We start from the raw sequence: 18527 nt of genomic DNA, 5'->3' as shown, positions 1-18527 counted from the left end.
AATGCACTACGCTGTATGACGGTCATACACGGTAGTGTATGGAATAGAAAGGAAAAGATTTTCATTGGAGGAAAATATGAAGCGAATTTTGAAGGCAGCTGCGGCTCTTGCTGTGCTGGTTCTGGGAACCTCGCTCGCATTTGCGGACGAGGCTCAGTATGACAAGCTTCTTGCAGAAGGCAAAGCCTATGAGGAAAAAGGTCAGTGGGTACACGCAATGGGTGCTTACTGGGATGCAATTGGAACAAATCTTGGAGATGCAAAAGAAGCACAGGAAAGATTTGACAGAATTTATAATATTTTTGGAGAGTATGGATATGTTGGTCATGATATTCCAAATCCAGGTCCTGGCGAATACGATGATTTTTCCCGCTATGACGGCTGGATTGAACTTTGCAAAGATTTTGAGATTTATTGGAACGAACACCCTGGAGAAATCTTCACAACAAATTTAGAATGCACGAAAGGCGATTTAGATATGAAAAGCCGTACGGCTTCTTATAATTTTACACTGGTTGCAGTCTACAGTGAAAAATTCTTGCGCATGGGTACTAAGATTTGCTATGTTTTCAGACAGGCTTATAAAAAATACGGTTCTGACTGGCCTGATATTCCAAAACAATGGCCTGCGGTGTCGATTTTTAAAGATTCAAAGACTATTCCTGTAGTGAAATTCATTAGTGCCCCATGCGAATTTCATACTACAAGTAACAAAGAAAGTTATTTAGATTTGGATCCGTATACGATAGCAAAATCTTATTGTGAGGGGCTGGTATATGGTAATAGCCTCAGCTTTAATGACGGAAAAACAACGGAAGCCTATGTTGCGGCATGGAATAATTTTATAGCGATTGAGCCGTCTGATAAACTGGGGCTTTGGGAAGATGATGTCAGTGTTCCTTACAAAAATATGTCGATAAAAGTTTCCATAAAAGATGAGAACGGACGAACAATTGCTTCAATGGGAAAGCCTGCCCCTTTTGGAACTTTTCCACATGTTGGTGGTAAAAATGATTATCGAAGGGGAAAATTTTCTTCTGCTTTTACAATCTCCGGAATTTCTGCCTCTGATATAAAAGTTTTGGACAGCGGAAAATGGACATACAGCATAGATTCATTTGTTCTGACTCCACGTGAAGCTACAGCAAAGGCTGAAAACTCAGGTGGAGGTTTCAATCAAGGTACTAAGCTTACCAATGTAAAATACAAGACTGTAAGTCCTACAATTGACTACCTTAAAGGCAACGCAGGTTTCGCAAATATTGATGTGATTGCTGATTCACAAATAGCATATAAAATAAAAGAAGCTATCTCAAATGGTAAAATAACAAAATCCAACGATGATTCTTTATGGTTAAATGAAAGTGAAGAATATATTTTTGTTTTGCCTTTTGAAAGAAGCAATGACAAATGGTATTTCTATTCAAATCAGCAAAATTCAGGAGTTGATGATAAATATGCTTTATCAATACTGAATAGCTTGGGATGTGGCACATTCTCAATCGGAGAATTTTCCAGAACCCGAGAAGACTGGAAATTTTCTATTGGTAAACGATTCTACCGTCCTGCGACAGAAGCCGAAAAAAAAGCCCTTGCAGAAAAACAGGCAGCAGAGGCAAAAGCAAAGGCTGACGCTGAGGCAAAGAAAATTTCTGATATGCTTGCAAAAATCAGCCCAGAGCCAAAGGACTACGCTTCCATACTGGTTGATAGTGAATCCCCGTATTACTTGGATTATAAAATCGGCAACTACGAAGTAACGCAGTATTTGTTTGAAAAACTTGTGGGCTATAATCCAAGTACTATCAAAAATCCTTTGCTGCCTGTTAATAACATAAATTTTTATGAAATAATGGTGTTCTGCAACCGTCTTAGTATTGCCGCAGGTCTTACTCCTGTGTACATCATAAATAAATCAGCAAATCCCGATGACTGGGGTGCTATTCCGACTGAAAAAGACAAAAAGTGGGAAAAATATAAGAAAAACAAAAAGGCAGACGGATACAGTATTTGTAAGCATGACGATGGTTCAAGTGAATGTTATAAAATTACAAAATTAGATGATTTTGGTCTTGCGGGGCTCTATGATTATTGGGACAGACATGATTATAATTTTCTCTTTAAAAAGATGGCTAACTGTTCTTTCCGTGTAGCAAAGAAAAAGTAAGTTTTCATTTTCTCCGTGCCGTAGCGAAATGCGGTGCGGGAAATTTTTAGGAGATATTTTATGGCTCAGATTACAATAAATGGGCAACAACATCAGTTGCAGAACTTTGTTATACACGCAATGAAATTACTTATGCGGGCAAATGCCATTTCAGCAGATGAAATGACTCACCTGCAAGACAGTGACTATTGCAGACAAACTTTTAATTTGCATTATCCATTGCTTTCAAGCGATTTTGCAGCATTCCGTACTGACGAATCACATTCTCGCTACTATGCACAGGAGACATTTTTTGAAAACAACCTCTACCTTTGCAATCACTGGTTCGATGAGAATTCGGAGCCATTTTTAAATTGGTTCCTACACTTTTTTGAATAACTTTCAAATACATGATACCGGCAGTCATTCCCACAAGGAACAGCTGCCGTATTCTTCAAAGCCGTATCAGCAATTGGTACGGCTTTTCTCTTTCCGCAAACTCCCCGCACAAAATGCACAAAATGTGCTATAATCGAGCCTATGGGAATCTATCCTAATCCGGGCAACGACAATTTTATTGACGCCTTGAACACCGGCATTTACGTAGACAAAACTCTTCTCATCGACGAGACGAACAACCGTCTGGGAGTGCATGGATTTTTTCGTGAACAAACTTGGGTAATGCATAGAGTTTTTTATCAGGCATGTGTTATAATAAAACTCGGAGGAACTAAAAATGACTATAAATATGACATTGAATAATGCAGATTCCAGCATTATAGAATCTATAAAAGACTTTATTCTAACTCATTTTCCAAAAGTTTCATTTTCTATGGATGAACTTTCACCTTTAGAAAAAAGTCTTTTGGAAGACCGCGAAGAGATTCGAGAACAAATCAAGACAGGCACCCTTCAAACATATTCTAGCATGGAGGAATTCCGAAGAATCAATGCGCTCTAACTTTGCCACAACAAATAAATTCAAAAAAGAATACGCAAGCCTTAGTAATGATGACAAAAAACTTGTTGATTTTGTTGTCGAAATGCTCCTAGCAGGAAAAGCCCTTCCACCAAAATACCGTGACCATTCCTTAAAAGGAAATCTAAAAGATTTTAGAGATTGTCATGTAAAGCCAGACCTTGTGCTTATTTATACAAAAGAGATAAACGAAGAAAAAAAAGAAACAATTTTAATCATAACTGCGTACCGAGTAAATTCTCACAGCGAACTAGGATTGTAACCTCTCCCGCCCCTTCTGCCGACAATAATCTCATGCACAATTTTTTTACTGAACTTTCCGCGTTTTTTTCAGGTCTCTCTGCAAGCGACAGAGTTTATCTTTGGATTCTTCTTTCCGCAATATTGCTGTTCTTTTTTTTGCTTGCCGCAACGGCGTTTTTTTTGGGAAAGATTTTTGAGCGGATTTCTCAAAGAGAAAAAATCAGGAGCGAGCGAAAAGATGCCGTGAACCGTTCGAGGGCCGTTTTAGGCGGACAGATGACGGAGCAAGTCGCGCCTTTTTTGCCGAACTTTCCGTGCAACCCGGCAGACGTGCGTTTTGTTGGTAAGCCGATTGATTTTGTGGCTTTTCCTGGGGCGGCACAGAGCGACAGCATTCAAGAAGTGCTTTTTATTGAAGTCAAAACCGGCACTTCAAAACTCTCGGAACGCGAAAAGCAAATAAAAGCCGCCGTGGAATCAGGTCGCGTCCGTTACGTCGTCTACCGCGCGGAATAAAAGCTATTCAAGAATCCTGTCAGCCAAATCGTAGTCGCCGTTCAGGATTTGCTCGCAGCGGCTTTTGTTCATCGGCTTGCCTTTTAAGAAACCTTGAACAGTCTTGCATTTTATGTTTTTCAGAACGTCGAGCTGAGCCGAATTCTCAACGCCCTCCGCAATCGTGTCCAAGCCCATTTTTGTGACCATATTCACGATTGAGTCCGTAATGTTCGCCTCAACACCAGTTTTTTCGGTAATATTCGCAATGAACGATTTGTCGATTTTTAGCGTCGTAATCGGAAGAAGCTGCAAATAACTCAAAGAAGAATAGCCAGTTCCAAAATCATCGAGCGAAATTCCGATTCCGAGCTGACGGACGCAATTCAGAATCCCAAGAATCTCCTCTTTATTCTCAATAAAAACGCCTTCCGTAATTTCTATTTCAAGACTTTCCGGCGGAATCTTAAATTCACGGACGATTGATTCCAAATTGAACAAAAAGTTATCTTTTTTGAGTTGAACCGGCGAAACGTTCACGCTCATAATTCCCTTAAAATCAAATTCTTTCTGCCACTTTGCAAGCGTCTCCACGGCCTCACGCAAAACCCAGTCGCCAATCGGAATCACGAGTTTGCTTTCCTCCGCAATCGGAATGAATTTTTCAGGCGAAATCCAGCCCAAATCGTCGTCGTGCCAGCGGAGCAACGCCTCAAAACCGCGCAGCATGTTGCTCGAAACGTCAAACTGAGGCTGATAGTGAAGCTCAAAATCGCGGTGAGCTTCCCCCTCCCCTTTTGAAAAGGCTGCCGTCAACTTATTTTTGATTATGATTTTATTCATAAAGCGGTCGCGCATCACCGCCTGAAAATATCCCACATTATTTTTGGTGGTGCGCTTAACATCGTACATTGCCATGTCTGCGTACTTCAAAAGTTCCTCAAGGTTTTCGGAATCCTCCGGGTACATCGAGATTCCGCCCGAAAACTCAACGCCTTCCGCATTGCAAAGCTCACGGAGCATGTCGCCAATATTCACGACAGTGTTGTGCGAGTCAACGTGATTCACCATAACGATAAACTCGTCGCCTCCAAAACGGTACACGTGAATCGTGTCGCGCTCAAACCTTTTTAAAATCTCGGCCACGCGGCAAATCAGCTCATCGCCCTTCGAGTGCCCGTGCGCGTCGTTCACGTATTTCATGTTGTCAATGTCAATAAAAAGAATTCCGAATTTGTTGTCAGTATCTTTTGAATTTTTTGCCCAAATCTCAAAATCATCCTCAAACTTGCTTCGAGAAGAAAGCCCGGTCAGAGCATCGTGGAACGCAAAAAATTCAATCTGCTTGTCCCGCTCAACTTCCCTCGACACATCAACAATATTTCCCATCAAGAATTCGTCATGATTTTTTGAATCTTCCACAACATCAAAAATCAGTTTTAGCCAGCATTTGAATTCTTCAGAATAAAAAATTTCGTTTTGTCGTTTTTTTGGTTTCAAAAGTTTTCTGAACGACATTTTGAAAAGCAGGAGCCTGATAAAGTTTTATTTCCGAAAGAAGCGACGTTGATTTTTTGTTACCGAATTTTTCTAAAAATGCGTCATTTTGAAAAATAAACTCAAAATCCAAGCCATTCTCAATTTTTTTTTGCCATAAAAATCGGCGTAGAAATTTTATTCAAAATCTGCTCAAAATTTTGTTTTGTCATTACTTAAAACCTGCTTTCGAATTCAGCATTTTCAAAGCCCAAAAGAAGAGTTTTTGGAGATTTTAAAACGCTTTTTTCATTTTATACGGTTTTTCTTAAAAAAACTACATAATCTTTTTGTAATATATCGTACAATTTCAGCATGAATCTCTCAAAATCCGTTTTTATGATGAAAAATCTCTTGCGCACCACCTTTTTTATTTTGCTTTGCGCAAGCGTCCTTGTTTCCTGCAAAACCACAAAAGTCATTGAAGAAGAGGAAACTGAATCCCCAAAAAAACAGACTGAAGAAGAACAGACCGAAACTTGGGCGGCAATTTCTTCGGTAGAACAACTTTTGGGCCTCTGGCAGAGCGAAGAAAAAGACGTTTTTGAATTTCCGGCAAAACTTTCCAACGGAACAGTCCTCGAATCCGGCGGCGAGCGTTTTTTGAGAGTCACTTTTGAAGTGACCACCGACAGCCAGCTTTGGGCGGCCTATGCCGCAATGAACAAAATGAGTTTTGAAGATTTATGGTCAAAGCGTTTTTCCTACATAAAAAACATTTACAAAATTTCCTCGCCAATCATCGCAGAAAACGGAGTTGAATTCGGGCTTCGCCTGTCACGCAAAAAAGAAATCGAGTGCTCCAGAAATTTTCTGATTCCGGAATCGCTCGTAAAGTCCTCGCTTTCTTTTTTTGAACTTTCCTCCCTCGGTTCTTTGCGTGTTTCTGGAACGCTCTATTTGAATTCAGAAGTCTTTTCGGTAATCAGTCTGAACGAAGACGGATATTTTGACGACAGGATTTTTAAAAAGGCGGATAAAAAGTTATGAGCAAGATTCAAAAAAGGATAAAGTTTTTTCTGATTTTTTTCATTTTTTTTCTTTCTTTTTTGCCTAAAATTTTCGCCCAGGAATACGGAATGGTTCTCGCGGGCGGCGGCGGAAAAGGCGCTTACGAGGTTGGCGTCTGGAAAGCACTTGAAGAATACGGTCTTTCAAAAAAAATCACCGTGATTTCTGGCTCCAGCGTAGGCGGTTTGAACGCGGCACTTTTTTCCTGCGTGAGCACAGAGCAAGCAGAAGAACTTTGGAAGAGCATGGTTCCGGAAGAATTGCAGAACGAAGAAGAATTGATAAGCCAGAGCGGCTTGATGCGGGTTTTGAATCAGGTTACGCTTGAAACGCTTCAATCAGCGCATTTTTTTCCGAAAGTCTTTATTACGAGCGTACCCGCAAAAAATGTGATTGCAAAAATTGCGACGAGCTGGATTTTTGAGCCGGGCGTAAACGCCCGGAGTTTTTTGCTGAACGAAGAAAAATCCGTGAACGAAATAAAGCAAAAACTTCTCGCCACATCAGCCTTTCCGATTGCCACAAAAAAAGTACTTTTGAGCGACGGAGAATTTTACGTTGACGGCGGCGACGAATACCGCGGCGGCGACAACACGCCAATCACCCCGATTCTGGACAAATACAAGCCGAAAGTAGATTTTATAATCACCGTGTATTTGGACAACCATCCAAAAAAAGTTTCGAACCGCGCAAAAGTCGCAAAAAGTTTTGACCGCAAAAAGATTCTGGAAATCATTCCCAGCGAAGATTTGGGCGGCATTTTTAACGGCACGCTTAATTTTTCAAAAGAAAAAATCACTTCGCTCATAGATTTGGGCTACAACGACACAATCAGGATTCTAGAAAAATCAGGACTAAAGAAAAGCAAATTCAACGATTTTTGGTATGAGGAGTAGGTTTCAGATTTCTAACGCAGATAAATACAGATTGGCACAGATTGTTCGCAAATACAAAACTTACACACTATAAACTTGTAGGCATAAAAAATTGTCTGCACTACCGTAAAAAAACGTTTTTTTACTCTCGTTCCGACAATTTTTTTGTCAACTTACCTTTTCACAGCATTCGTTTCCTTTAGTACGAGCCGATGCGGCGAGCACAAAACTCAACATCAGACTCGCCGCCGTGCTTGTCGCGGCGAGTCTGAAACACCTGCAAAGTGCACGATGAAGCGTTAGTTTTTCGTAAGAAAAACTAACGGGAAACGCACAAGCTAAATCTAGACTCTAAAAGCCAACTCTACGCGTTTCCTTGGATTACAACCGTATTCCAGTTGTTCGGATCTTCGAGAAGACCGTACTGGCGGCCTTTAAGAAGACGCTGAAGTTTGTAAGCAACAGTGCCTTCCTGAGTTCCGTCCTTGAATTCAGTCTTTTTGCCTTCAAGGTCTGTCAAAGAAGACATCGGGCTAATACCAGCGGCAGTTCCTGTAACGAACATCTCCACAGCATCCTTCTGAACTTCCTTCAAAGAAATCTTTCGTTCTTCAACTTTGATTCCAGATTCCTGAGCCAAAGCAATAACAGACTTGCGTGTGATTCCCGGAAGAATCGTGTCGCCAAGTTCTGGAGTTACAAGAGTTCCGTCTTTCAAAACAAAGAAGATGTTGCAGCTTGAACCTTCCTGGAAATATTTATGCTCAACGGCATCGAGATAAACACACTCTACGAATCCCTTCATCTCCGCTTCGTGTTTTGCGATTGCCGAAATTACATAGTTTGAAGCACATTTGATATATCCGGTTCCGCGTGGAGTTGCACGGATTCGGTCTGTAATCACAGCACCGTCCAAGCCCTTCTTGAAGTATGCAGAAACAGTCGTAGCACAAATAACAACATAAGGCTGTTTTGCGCATCCAACACCAATCGCGCCTTCAGAGTTCATAAACGGACGCATATAAATTGAGTCTGCATCTGCATAGCCTGTTTTTTCCCAATCAGGATTGTACTTTGGAACATATCCGAGGGCGGCATTTCTCTTTACGAATTCCACAGAAGCAGCCACGAACTGCTCAACAGGGAAAGCCGGACAATAAAGCCCCTTCATTGAGTTGTTGAATCGTTTTCCGTTTTCTTCCGGTCTAAAAATAGCGACTCCGCCATCTTTTGTAGGGAAGCCCTTCATTCCCTCAAAGACACCGTAAGCATACTGAGAAGTATAAGAAACTGTAGGAATTCCCATCTGGTTGCGCTTGTCCAAAATCTCTTTTCGGTCAGATTCGCTCATTTTCATAAGTTCATCATAAGTCACGCTGTCAGACTGAAACCATTCCTCGTCCCACTTTGTCGTCTCTGGATTGTAGCGGGCGATATAAGTAACAGGATACAAATTCAACGCAAATGCCATTTTTTATTCTCCTTTTTTTACAGGAAACCCTAAAATCCAATTTTAAGCTTTCCAAAAATAAACATAAAAATATTATAACTTTCGTCAAACCTTGTCATTAGGCAAAACTGTTATTCCTATGGATTCCACATTATAAACTTACAGATGCAAAAGGAAACGTACATGTCAAACTAAAACAAAAAGCTTGGCTTATACGTTTCCCTCAAGTTTTCAATGAAAACTTGAGCTTCACTTTGCAAACGTTCATAAAAGCCATTTTTTCGCTCTCGTTCCGACAATTTTTTAGTCAGTTTGCCCATAATGCGAAATCCCTGTTCATTATTCATCATTCATACTTCATACTTCATACTTCATACTTCATACTTCAATCCTCTCCCTAGATTAAAAATCAAAATAGGAGTAAAGTTCTTTCTATATAATAGAAGACTCTAAGAGCTTCAGTCTTTGAGATGACCTAATATATGGAGTTACTTTAATGAAATTGAATTGTGGTATTGTCGGACTCCCGAACGTTGGAAAGTCCACTATTTTTTCAGCTTTAACAAAATCCCCTGCCCCTGCAGAAAATTATCCGTTCTGTACGATTGACCCGAACGTTGGCGTAGTTGAATTGCCAGACGAAAGACTCGATTTTTTGGCAAGCGTTTTCCAGCCAAAAAAGAAAATTGCGGCTACCGTTGACTTTGTAGACATTGCGGGACTCATCAAAGGCGCGAGCAAAGGAGAAGGTCTCGGAAACCAGTTCCTTGCGAACATCCGTGAAACTTCCGTAATCGCGCACGTTGTACGCTGCTTTGACAATCCAGACATTCAGCACGTTCGCGAAGACGCAAAGACAGACGCGCCGATTGACCCGGAAAGCGATATTCTTACAATCAATTACGAGCTTTGCCAGGCCGACATTGACACAATCACAAAGCGAGAGGACAAAGTTACCCGACAGATTCGCGCTTTGGGAAAAGAAGAAGAGAAAAAATTCGCTGGCTACAGAAGTGCCGTAAACAAGATTCTTCCGCTCCTTCAGGAAGGAAAATGTGCCCGACAGGCTGAGCTTACCGACGAGGAAAAGGCAGGAATCTACGACTTGCACCTTCTTACGATTAAACCGCAGCTTTTCGTTTGCAACATTGACGAAGACACAATTTCCAGCGGAACGAACAAATACGTTGAGGCCGTAAGAAAAATCGCGAACGAGGAAAACTCAGAAGTCGTCGTAATCTGCGGAAAATTCGAGGCAGACTTGGCGGACATTACCGACGAGAACGACCGCAAGGATTTTATGGAGAGCGTAGGACTCAAAGAATCAGGACTTACAGTTCTAGCACGCGCCGCTTATCATTTGATGGGACTCCGCACATTCTTTACGGGCGGAGCTGACGAGTGCCGCGCATGGACAATCCGAAACGGAGACAAAGCTCCTCAGGCCGCAGGCGTTATCCACACGGACTTTGAAAAGGGATTTATTAAAGCCGAAGTTTATTCAATCGAAGATTTGAGAAAATACGGTTCCGAAGCCGAAATCAAAGCCGCAGGAAAATACCGACAGGAAGGAAAAGAATACGTGGTTCAGGACGGTGACTGCATGTTCTTTAAGTTCAACGTAACAAAGTAAAGGAAACGCTACAAGTCTATTTTGAAATTTTAAATTCACTTGTGCGTTTCCCGTTACTTTTTCTTACGAAAAACTAACGCTTTGGTGGGCGGGCTTACAGGTGTTCGAAAAACGTAGCGACAAGAAATGCCGCCTTTTGTGATGGCTTGTTTTGTGCTCGCCACATCGGCTCGCTACTTTTAGGATGCGAAGTTGGGGAACGCTACAAGCTAACTTTCCAACTTTAAATTCACTTTTGCGTTTCCAGTTACTTTTTCTTACGAAAAACTAACGCTTTGGTGGGCGAGCTTACAGGTGTTCGAAAAACGCGGCGACAAGAAATGCCGCCTTTTGTGACGGTCTGTTTTGTGCTCGCCACATCGGCTCGCACTTTTAGGATGCGAAGTTGGGGAACGCTACAAGTTGACGGAAACGTTTCGCTAATTCTTGCGGAGTGATTTTAAAATTAGCGCATTCATTTTTTCGTAGTGACCGCAGAACGACTCATCGCTTGCGGAAATCATTTCGTCTTTTGTGACGAGCGAAAAATCCAGCGAAAAACCATTTTTTTGAGCAAGAAAAGTGACGAACAGCCGCTGAGTGCGCCCGTTTCCTTCCCTAAAAGGATGCACCGCATTCAACTCGCCAAGATAGTAAGAAAGCCTTTCAGCCATTTTTGGCAATTCAGCAATACCTTTTAAATATTTTTCTTTTTTTAATTCAACGAAGATTCTGTCAAGTTCCTGCATTATAAATTCAGTCTGACAAAAAAGATTTCCTTTTGAAATATTCACAGTGCGGATTTTTCCAGCCCAGTCGTAAATATCGCCAAAAAGGAATTTGTGGATTTTTTGAAGGTGCGCAAAATCAAAATTACCAATAATCGACTCAGACAAAGCCTGAGCAGTGCGGAGCGAAGTGATTTCGCGTTCGGCCTTAAAAAAAACCTCCGCATTGGTAATGTTCAACTTATTCCTAAGTACAGATGACTCTGGATAGCAGTAAAAAGTGTCGAATTCATATTCATAGGCATACTCGCCAAAATTATATTTTTTTGCGGGTACGCCTTTTGAATCAGAATTACGCATACAATCTCTGATATTTTCGTACAAGCTCGTTCACAGCCTGATTAAACGACGACTTTCCTTTAAGGCAGTCGCTTATACGATTCTTATCTTCTTGTGTGAGAGGCATGTCTTCCATTGCCATTGTTGAGTTAACATTTTTTATTAAAAATTCAATTTGTTCTGACCGCATATCACGATATTATAGCACAAAGCGCATCGAGTATGAATCCTTTAACAAAAGAATTCGTGCGATTTTTTTAGCACCTCGGCAATCACGTCGTCCATGTCGTAATACTTGTACTCCGCGAGCCTTCCGCCAAAAATCACATTTTCTTCGCAGTCGGCAAGTGCCTTGTATTTCTTGTAAAGTTCGGAATTCTTCTCGTCGTTCACAGGATAAAAACTCTCCATGCCGTCTTTCCACTCGGTTGAGTATTCACGCGAGATTACCGTAACGTCCTTGTTCCAGGCAGGATTCTCTGGCTCAAAGTGCTTGTGCTCGATGATTCTCGTGTACGGAACTTCCGCCTCGGTGTAGTTGATTACCGCGTTTCCCTGAAAGTTCTGCACGTTGATTTTTTCAGTCTCAAAGCGAACAGTGCGGTATTCAAGCTTTCCGAATTTGAATCCGTAGAACTCGTCGATTTTTCCCGTGAACACGATTTTTTCGGCAAGATTCTCGTAGGACTCGCGGTCGGCAAAGAAATCCGCGTCAGTTTTCGTCTCGATTCCTTCAAGCAGCCCCTCGACGAGCCTGTTGTAGCCGCCAATCGGGATTCCCTGGTACGAGTCGTTGAAGTAATTGTTGTCAAAAGTGAGCCGGACCGGAAGCCGCTTGATGATGAAGGCCGGAAGCTCGGTGCATTTTCGCCCCCACTGCTTTTCGGTGTAGCCCTTGATAAGTTTTTCGTAAATATCACGTCCCACGAGAGAAAGAGCCTGCTCCTCAAGATTCTGCGGCTCGCGACCGCCCAATGCCTTGACGGCTTCAGCCTTCTGTTCCGCGATTTTTGCCTCAGCCTCTTTCGGGCTGGTAACGCCCCACATCTCGTAGAAAGTGTTCATGTTGAACGGAAGGTTGTAGAGTTTTCCCTTGTAATTTGCGACCGGCGAATTCGTGTAGCGGTTGAACGGCACGAAGGAGTTCACAAAATCCCAGACTTCCTTGTTCGAAGTGTGGAAGATGTGCGCCCCGTACTTGTGCACGTGGATTCCCTCGTCATCCTCGCAGTACACGTTTCCGCCCAGGTGAGAGCGCTTGTCGATTACGAGACATTTTTTTCCAGCCTTGTTTGCAAGATATGCGAAAGTGGCTCCGAAAAGCCCTGAGCCAACGATAAGATAATCATATTTTTTCATAATTTGTCTCCTTCAAAGATGCCGAAACAAGTTCGGCATGACAGTCATTCTGAACGTATTTCGACATAACAGTCATTCTGAACTTGTTTCAGAATCTGCATTCTAAATATTATTTCTCCCACAATTTTTCTGGATAATATCCCGATTCGATTTTCTTGGCAATCTCGTCCTTCACGAGTTGCTTGTCCTCCGGGTAAGTCATTCCGAACCAGCTTTCCGCCGAAGTGAACATTTTGATTCTGCCTTCCCCCTTCTCAATCATTTCGCTTGCGGCTATTGGAAGAAGTGCCTCGGCTTTCGGAAGTGAGAGCGAAGTTTTTTTGAAATTCGCCCAGTATTCCTCGAAGCTCCCGAAAGCTTTTGGCGAGAATCCGAACAGGTTCATGCTCACGGTCTCTTTTCCCGTCATCTTGATGATTTTTCCGTCAAGATTTGACTCGATTTCGTTGCCGCTGAAATTCTCCCCAGTGTAGTAGATTTTCGTGTTCTCAGTGATTGATTTAAGACAACCTCCTGAAACCTCGCACACTCCGCGGCTCACCGAACCGTTCCTGCTCATCGTGTTTCCGAGAATATAGCCGACCATGGCGTGCTCGGCAGAGTCATTATTAATAGAAGAAAGATAGCTTCCGAGCGTCTCGAACGCGCTCCTGCCGTAGTAGTCGTCCGCGTTGATGACCGCGAAAGGCTCGTTGATTCTGTCCTTCGCGCATAAAACCGCATGGACCGTTCCCCACGGCTTTGCGCGGTTCGCTTCCTGCGCAATTTTCTGCTCTTCCGCCGTGAGAAGCGCATCCGGCGTCTGGAAGACATATTCGGCGTTCATGTTGCGCGCCACTCTGTCAAACAGCCGCTCGCGGAAGTCCTTCTCAATATCTTTCCTTATTATGAAGACGACTTTTCCGAACCCGCTCCGTTTCGCGTCGAACGCGGAGAAGTCCAGAAGGCACTCTCCGTTTTTTCCAACCGAGTCAATCTGCTTGACTCCGCCGTAGCGGCTTCCCATGCCAGCTGCCAGGACCAAAAGTGTTGGTTGCATGTTGCAAAACTCCTTAAAAAAACTGCCTGTGAGCAAATGCACATATCGGCATAATATTAAAAATCAAGTTTTGGTCGATGGCATTTCTATTTTTTTATACTACAAATATTCCAATGGAAGACATTGCACATTGTCGCTGAGATAAAGATGTTTCTCGCACTGGCATAGAATCGTACCGCATTGCATTGAATCAAGTTGCTTTAGGACCGGAAAGTTTTTTGCCATTGACACTGTCGGCTGCACGGATTTTTTTATCTCAACTGGATACAAGAGTCCAGCTTTTTGTATAAGCAAGTCGATTTCTTTTTGATTTCCGTCCCTATAAAAATAGAGACTTTTCGTACTTATTCCAGCATTCTGGTAACTCTTCATAATTTCACTTATTACGAAAGTCTCAAAAAGCTCGCCCGACATTGCACCGTTCTGGGCAACTTTGGGATTGTCCCAGCCCACAAGATTACAGACGAGGCCTGTATCATAAAAATAAATTTTAGGGGTCTTTACGACTCTTTTGAGCAAATTGTTCTCGTAAGGCCGTAGGAAAAAGATTATTCCTGAAGCTTCAAGAATTGATGTCCAGCTTTGCACGGTCTTTAGCGTTACGCCGATGGTGTTCGCGATATCGGCAGCATTAAAAAGTCCTCCTGTACGAGCCGCAAGTGCAACAACAAACTTGTAGAACAGGGTTTCATCCTTTATGTTCATAAGATTTCTCACATCACGCTCAATGTAGGACTTTATATAAGAGCGATAAAAAAATTCCCAGTTCGATTCCTTATTCTGCATCTCTGGCATTGACCCATTGAAGATATGCTGCCAAATGTCATCAAAAGTAGTCAAAGAACTCTTTCGCTCCGCAATATAAGAGGTATCCGGCAAGAACGGCGGCATAAAATCCGTGCCTAAAATTTCTCGTAGGGAAAAACCTTCCAGTTCAAGGATTCCGATTCGTCCTGCGAGCGACTCGCTCACATTTTGCATCAGCTCGTAAGTTTGTGAACCTGTAAGACAAATTTGCCCGCGCGCATCAGACTTGTCAAGAATGAATTTTATATGACGGAATAGTTCCGGAGCATATTGAACTTCATCGATTATGAGAGGCAGACTATGATTTTTAAAAAAAAGAGCCGGAGATTCTTTCGCCACCTCAAGCTCGCTAATGTCATCAAGTGTAACATATTCGTAATCTGGAAGCTCATTTTTCAGCAAAGTACTTTTGCCAACTTGTCTTGGACCAGTTACAAGTACAACCTTAAATTGAGAGAGCATTTCTTTCAATGTGCCTGCAGAGTGCCTTTTGATGTATTTCATACTTCAGACCTTTTTATGATAAAATGGAGTGTAAATCCACTTTATCATAAAAAATAATAAGGCGACAAGTAAAAAAATAGAAATGTCAAAGAACGGTTGCCCGCCGTTCGGCAAGCATATATTTTCATTGAGGGAAATTGTTCACTGCAACGAAATTGTTATTTATACTCGGCTTCCCATGCCAGCGGCAAGGACAAAAAGTGTTGGTTGCATGTTGCAAAACTCCTTAAAAAAACTGCCGGTTGGCAGAAAAATTTATAATAAAAAATAAGCAAAGGTGAATTAGAGCCGATTTGCTATTATATCTCAATACTCCTCATCCACCGAGTACGGCACAATCTGACTCACGCTCTCGTCCATGTCGAGCCAAGCACGTGCAACCGCCAAATCAAGTCCGTCGTCAATGTCCACAGCGGTGCGCTTGTCGATTATTTTCGTATGGGGATATTTTACTATGTGTTTTCAGTAAGAGCACTTACAAGCTTATGCACAGTTGTGGAAGGTTTTTTCTTTTTTACTTCATTTTCAGACAGTTTTTTTGCGAACTTTATCGCTAAAGAAGTTTTGTCTTTCAGAACCGAATACAATTCTTCAAAATTCTTTAATTCATCAACATTTTTCAATTTATCTTTTTGCGGAAGCAAAGAATTTATCTTTTCCAATGCCTTATTTTGAATATCATCTCTTGAACTTTCCGTATCTCTGTATTCAAAATGAAGAACAATCCATAATTCAAAACAAGGATTAGAAAAAGCGACTTTAACATTCTTTTTCTCGGCTTCGCTTATTGCTTGATTAAAATTTTCTTCCGTATGCCCACCAAAGCCTTTACCTTTAAACTCCACGGCATCTCTGTCTATTACAATCCAACATTCGTCAAAATCTTCTTTATTAGATGTAGATAGTAAATCCGTAAGAACACCACAAGGATCAGAATGTTGATGAGGCGCAATTTTTACGGTTGTACCTTCTGCAATGTTCTTGTTCAATTTTTTCAATTCTCACCAAGTTTTTTATATAATTCAGTTCGGTACACTCTCCTTCGTAGGCAATTAAAAATGCCTTTTTCTGAGCAAGACTTTCGTTTTTACGAGTTTCTGGAACTGTTGTTTTAAATGAAGCGTGCTTTTTTCTTGCCATTACAGTGCCTCAAAATTAAAATCGCCAAGATAAGGAATAGCACCGTATTTTCCCATGATATAATTTCGCTCTATCTTGTGTTCCTTACGGACATTCTTATACTCACTGAGACTTGCTATGTGAGAAGAGCCGTATCTGTCTTTTTCTACAAACCAAATTTGTTCTTTATCGAATAAGTCTTGATTTAAAAGATTTGTATCCTGAGAAGTAAAAATAAGCTGTGCTCCCTTAGGATTTGAGACTTTATTATTGAACAAAGAAAGAAGCTTTTGAGTTAGGATTGGGTGCAAACTTACGTCAAGCTCATCAAGAAAAAGAACTGAACCTTTTTGCAGTGTATCTATTACAGGACCAATTACATAAAAATATTTTTGAGTCCCTAAAGATTCATCCTCAAAAAGATTAAATTCTTCATCTTCCAAATATTCATTTTCAGAATTAAATTTTTGGTGCAATGTTTTAACAGAGACTTCTTCAAGAATTACCTCCTTGGGTACCACTTGCATTCTGTCAGAAGCTTTTACCCTATGTGAATCTTGAAAAATATCTTTTATTCCAATATCAGCATCTGAAATGAACTTTTGAAATATCTTTTTTACGGCAGGTTTACTTAGATTGTCCCAATACGAAGGGGTAAGAGAATGTCGTGTAGCATATTCGACATAGTGAGCTGACTTGAACCAATTCAGAACTGTTTTCGCCTCTTCATTATCATTTCTGTCAGCTTCCACAATGAAAAGAGAATTTTTCAAATGCTTAACAAGTTTTAAGTCATCATATTTTGTGATTTTTATTTCGCCGTTATTCTCACCAACATCATATTCAAACACGATTGTAGGGCGATTTGTTTCATAAACATAAAGATACTCAGAGTAAACACATTTCTCATCATATTCAAAGCCGTATTTGTATTTTTTGCCATTGGTAAAAAAATGATGTCAAATGCAGTCGTGTCATCTTCTGTCTCAGAAGAAAGCCGGAATCTATTTATGGGGAGCTCGTCTGTAGACTGAATGATTTTATCCTCATTAAGCACAAGACGTCGCATCATGGTAAATGCTTTCAAGACATTTGACTTGCCACTACCATTCGCACCGTAAAAAACTGCAGACGGATAGATTTTATTGCCACCTTGCTCATAAACAGGGCAAACTGTATCATATTTGTTTGTGAACAAATCAAGAGTAAATGAATCCTTAAAGGATTTAAAATTACGAACAGAAAACTGAATCAACATGTAATAAAAAATTCCGCATTTTTGCAAAATTATTTTATAAATCCGTCAATTTTTAGCGAAATATTAAAACAATATTTTTCAAATAATTGCAATCTCGGAATGCGTCAATATTGTTGCCGTTTCCGAGACTGTAGAAAACGAAATCACAGTGTCGTCAGAAAACTCAAATTCGCAGAACAAATCAAAGTGCTTTTTTTCATTCCGCCGTATGAACCTTCTGCAAAGGAAATAGAATTAGCTTCTAGCACTTTACGAATTTCTGCGAGTGTATTTGTTTCCCCAAGCCTTTCTGTATCGTCTACAAGGATAATAAAATTATCATCAAGACATTCTGGCAAAATATTAAGGACATCGATTCTTGAGTATACTTTCATATCAACACCCAATGGTGCGTCAATCAGAATAAAATCAAATTTTTTGCTGGTAAAGTTTTCCTCGAAGCCATCGAAAATTCTAACATCGCTGTTTTTGTACGGAATGATTTTATAGTCCAGTTTTTCAATTTTGGTATTTTCCGGCAAGTTATAAGAGTTAGAAAAGAAATTAATCCAATCCTGATTGCTTTCGACAACGGTATGCTCGATAGCCGGTTTTGAAGCTGCATACTGGCTTATAAGTTTCGTGCTTTGTCCAAGTCCAAGTTCAAGAATTCGTTCAGGCTTTATTTCATTCAAAATACGGTAAGTAACATACATTGCCGGATAGCCAAGTGCACTTCGCCCAGGCCAGAAAACCTTGTCTTTTAGCCAATCACTTTCGATTGTCGTGTCGTGGAATACATTCGCGTAGACATTCTCATAAGCGACTGAATTTGTATTCAGTATGATAGTCTGAATTCCTGAAAGGGTTTCTTTCAGACTTGAAATTTCGTTACGCAAGTTTGAATTCTCGGAGTGAATCTGCTGCAATTCGGTGAGTAGCCGATTTTCAATCTCCCGCTGTTTTCTTGCTGGTAGAGGTAAATACTTTTTCAGCAGATTTTTGATTCTTTGTTTTACACTCATATTATTTAATCTCCCTCGTATAT

The 18527-nt window shown here is 41.0% G+C and carries 19 protein-coding genes and 1 pseudogene; 9 read left to right on the top strand and 11 right to left on the bottom strand.

Annotated features, from left to right (window positions below):
* Nucleotides 1–76: 76 nt before the first annotated feature.
* The 6 genes from JI65_RS03760 (at nt 77) to JI65_RS03735 (ending at nt 3884) form a co-directional block, all read left to right on the top strand.
* Nucleotides 77–2167, top strand: a complete 2091-nt coding sequence (locus JI65_RS03760; RefSeq protein WP_191014046.1) for a hypothetical protein — start codon at nt 77–79, stop codon at nt 2165–2167.
* A gap of 60 nt (nt 2168–2227) precedes the next feature.
* A complete protein-coding gene (locus tag JI65_RS03755) occupies nt 2228–2545 on the top strand; it encodes a hypothetical protein (protein ID WP_191014045.1) in 318 nt (105 codons plus the stop codon).
* Between the two features lie 141 nt (nt 2546–2686).
* Nucleotides 2687–2908: a hypothetical protein gene (locus tag JI65_RS03750; protein WP_191014044.1), complete on the top strand. Its 222-nt coding sequence runs from the start codon at nt 2687–2689 to the stop codon at nt 2906–2908.
* Nucleotides 2883–3107, top strand: coding sequence for a hypothetical protein (locus tag JI65_RS03745; RefSeq protein WP_191014043.1), 225 nt, complete (start codon nt 2883–2885; stop codon nt 3105–3107). Before JI65_RS03750 ends, JI65_RS03745 begins: the two co-directional genes overlap by 26 nt.
* Nucleotides 3097–3387 carry a type II toxin-antitoxin system YafQ family toxin gene (locus JI65_RS03740; RefSeq protein ID WP_191014042.1) on the top strand — a complete coding sequence of 97 codons (291 nt, stop codon included), beginning with the start codon at nt 3097–3099 and terminating at the stop codon, nt 3385–3387. The genes JI65_RS03745 and JI65_RS03740 overlap by 11 nt, the downstream gene beginning before the upstream one ends.
* A gap of 161 nt (nt 3388–3548) precedes the next feature.
* The gene (locus tag JI65_RS03735; protein WP_242457155.1) at nt 3549–3884 is read left to right on the top strand and encodes a Holliday junction resolvase-like protein; all 336 of its coding nucleotides are present in this window, start codon (nt 3549–3551) and stop codon (nt 3882–3884) included.
* Between the two features lie 3 nt (nt 3885–3887).
* Here JI65_RS03735 and JI65_RS03730 read toward each other — a convergent pair whose 3' ends face one another.
* Entirely contained in the window at nt 3888–5363 is a 1476-nt protein-coding gene (locus JI65_RS03730) for a putative bifunctional diguanylate cyclase/phosphodiesterase (protein WP_191014040.1), read from the bottom strand.
* A 351-nt stretch (nt 5364–5714) separates the two neighbouring features.
* Between JI65_RS03730 and JI65_RS03725 the strand changes: the two genes are divergently transcribed.
* Together JI65_RS03725 and JI65_RS03720 are read left to right on the top strand one after the other, a co-directional pair.
* A complete protein-coding gene (locus JI65_RS03725) occupies nt 5715–6389 on the top strand; it encodes a hypothetical protein (RefSeq protein ID WP_191014039.1) in 675 nt (224 codons plus the stop codon).
* A complete protein-coding gene (locus JI65_RS03720; protein WP_191014038.1) occupies nt 6386–7306 on the top strand; it encodes a patatin-like phospholipase family protein in 921 nt (306 codons plus the stop codon). The genes JI65_RS03725 and JI65_RS03720 overlap by 4 nt, the downstream gene beginning before the upstream one ends.
* Before the next feature lie 343 nt (nt 7307–7649).
* On the opposite strand, the gene JI65_RS03715 is transcribed toward JI65_RS03720, so the two are convergent.
* Entirely contained in the window at nt 7650–8756 is a 1107-nt protein-coding gene (locus tag JI65_RS03715; RefSeq protein WP_191014037.1) for an aminotransferase class IV, read from the bottom strand.
* 170 nt (nt 8757–8926) lie between these two features.
* Nucleotides 8927–9085, bottom strand: coding sequence for a hypothetical protein (locus JI65_RS03710; protein WP_191014036.1), 159 nt, complete (start codon nt 9083–9085; stop codon nt 8927–8929).
* 146 nt (nt 9086–9231) lie between these two features.
* On the opposite strand from JI65_RS03710, the gene ychF reads away from it, so the two are divergent.
* Nucleotides 9232–10368, top strand: coding sequence for a redox-regulated ATPase YchF (ychF, locus tag JI65_RS03705; protein ID WP_191014035.1), 1137 nt, complete (start codon nt 9232–9234; stop codon nt 10366–10368).
* Nucleotides 10369–10787: 419 nt separating this feature from the next.
* On the opposite strand, the gene JI65_RS03700 is transcribed toward ychF, so the two are convergent.
* The 8 genes and pseudogenes from JI65_RS03700 to JI65_RS03660 form a co-directional block, all read right to left on the bottom strand.
* On the bottom strand, nt 10788–11435 hold the full coding sequence (locus tag JI65_RS03700) for a Fic/DOC family protein (RefSeq protein WP_191014034.1): 648 nt from the start codon (nt 11433–11435) through the stop codon (nt 10788–10790).
* Entirely contained in the window at nt 11428–11604 is a 177-nt protein-coding gene (locus tag JI65_RS03695; RefSeq protein ID WP_191014033.1) for a hypothetical protein, read from the bottom strand. The genes JI65_RS03700 and JI65_RS03695 overlap by 8 nt, the downstream gene beginning before the upstream one ends.
* Nucleotides 11605–11645: 41 nt before the next feature.
* Entirely contained in the window at nt 11646–12773 is a 1128-nt protein-coding gene (glf, locus tag JI65_RS03690; RefSeq protein ID WP_191014032.1) for a UDP-galactopyranose mutase, read from the bottom strand.
* Between the two features lie 109 nt (nt 12774–12882).
* Complete coding sequence (locus JI65_RS03685) at nt 12883–13812, bottom strand: nucleotidyltransferase family protein (RefSeq protein WP_191014031.1); 930 nt, start codon at nt 13810–13812, stop codon at nt 12883–12885.
* A 99-nt stretch (nt 13813–13911) separates the two neighbouring features.
* Complete coding sequence (locus JI65_RS03680; RefSeq protein ID WP_191014030.1) at nt 13912–15123, bottom strand: ATP-binding protein; 1212 nt, start codon at nt 15121–15123, stop codon at nt 13912–13914.
* 452 nt (nt 15124–15575) lie between these two features.
* The gene (locus JI65_RS03675; protein ID WP_191014029.1) at nt 15576–16112 is read right to left on the bottom strand and encodes an RloB family protein; all 537 of its coding nucleotides are present in this window, start codon (nt 16110–16112) and stop codon (nt 15576–15578) included.
* Between the two features lie 150 nt (nt 16113–16262).
* Nucleotides 16263–17311, bottom strand: a pseudogene (locus JI65_RS03670) (AAA family ATPase).
* A gap of 332 nt (nt 17312–17643) precedes the next feature.
* The gene (locus JI65_RS03660; protein ID WP_191014026.1) at nt 17644–18504 is read right to left on the bottom strand and encodes a hypothetical protein; all 861 of its coding nucleotides are present in this window, start codon (nt 18502–18504) and stop codon (nt 17644–17646) included.
* Nucleotides 18505–18527: the final 23 nt, after the last annotated feature.

The sequence above is a fragment of the Treponema zioleckii genome (genome assembly GCF_014737315.1).
GTDB classification, from domain to species: Bacteria; Spirochaetota; Spirochaetia; order Treponematales; family Treponemataceae; genus Treponema_D; species Treponema_D zioleckii.
Note: the sequence above shows the minus strand (reverse complement) of the source record. Positions and strands in the feature narration are given on the sequence as shown.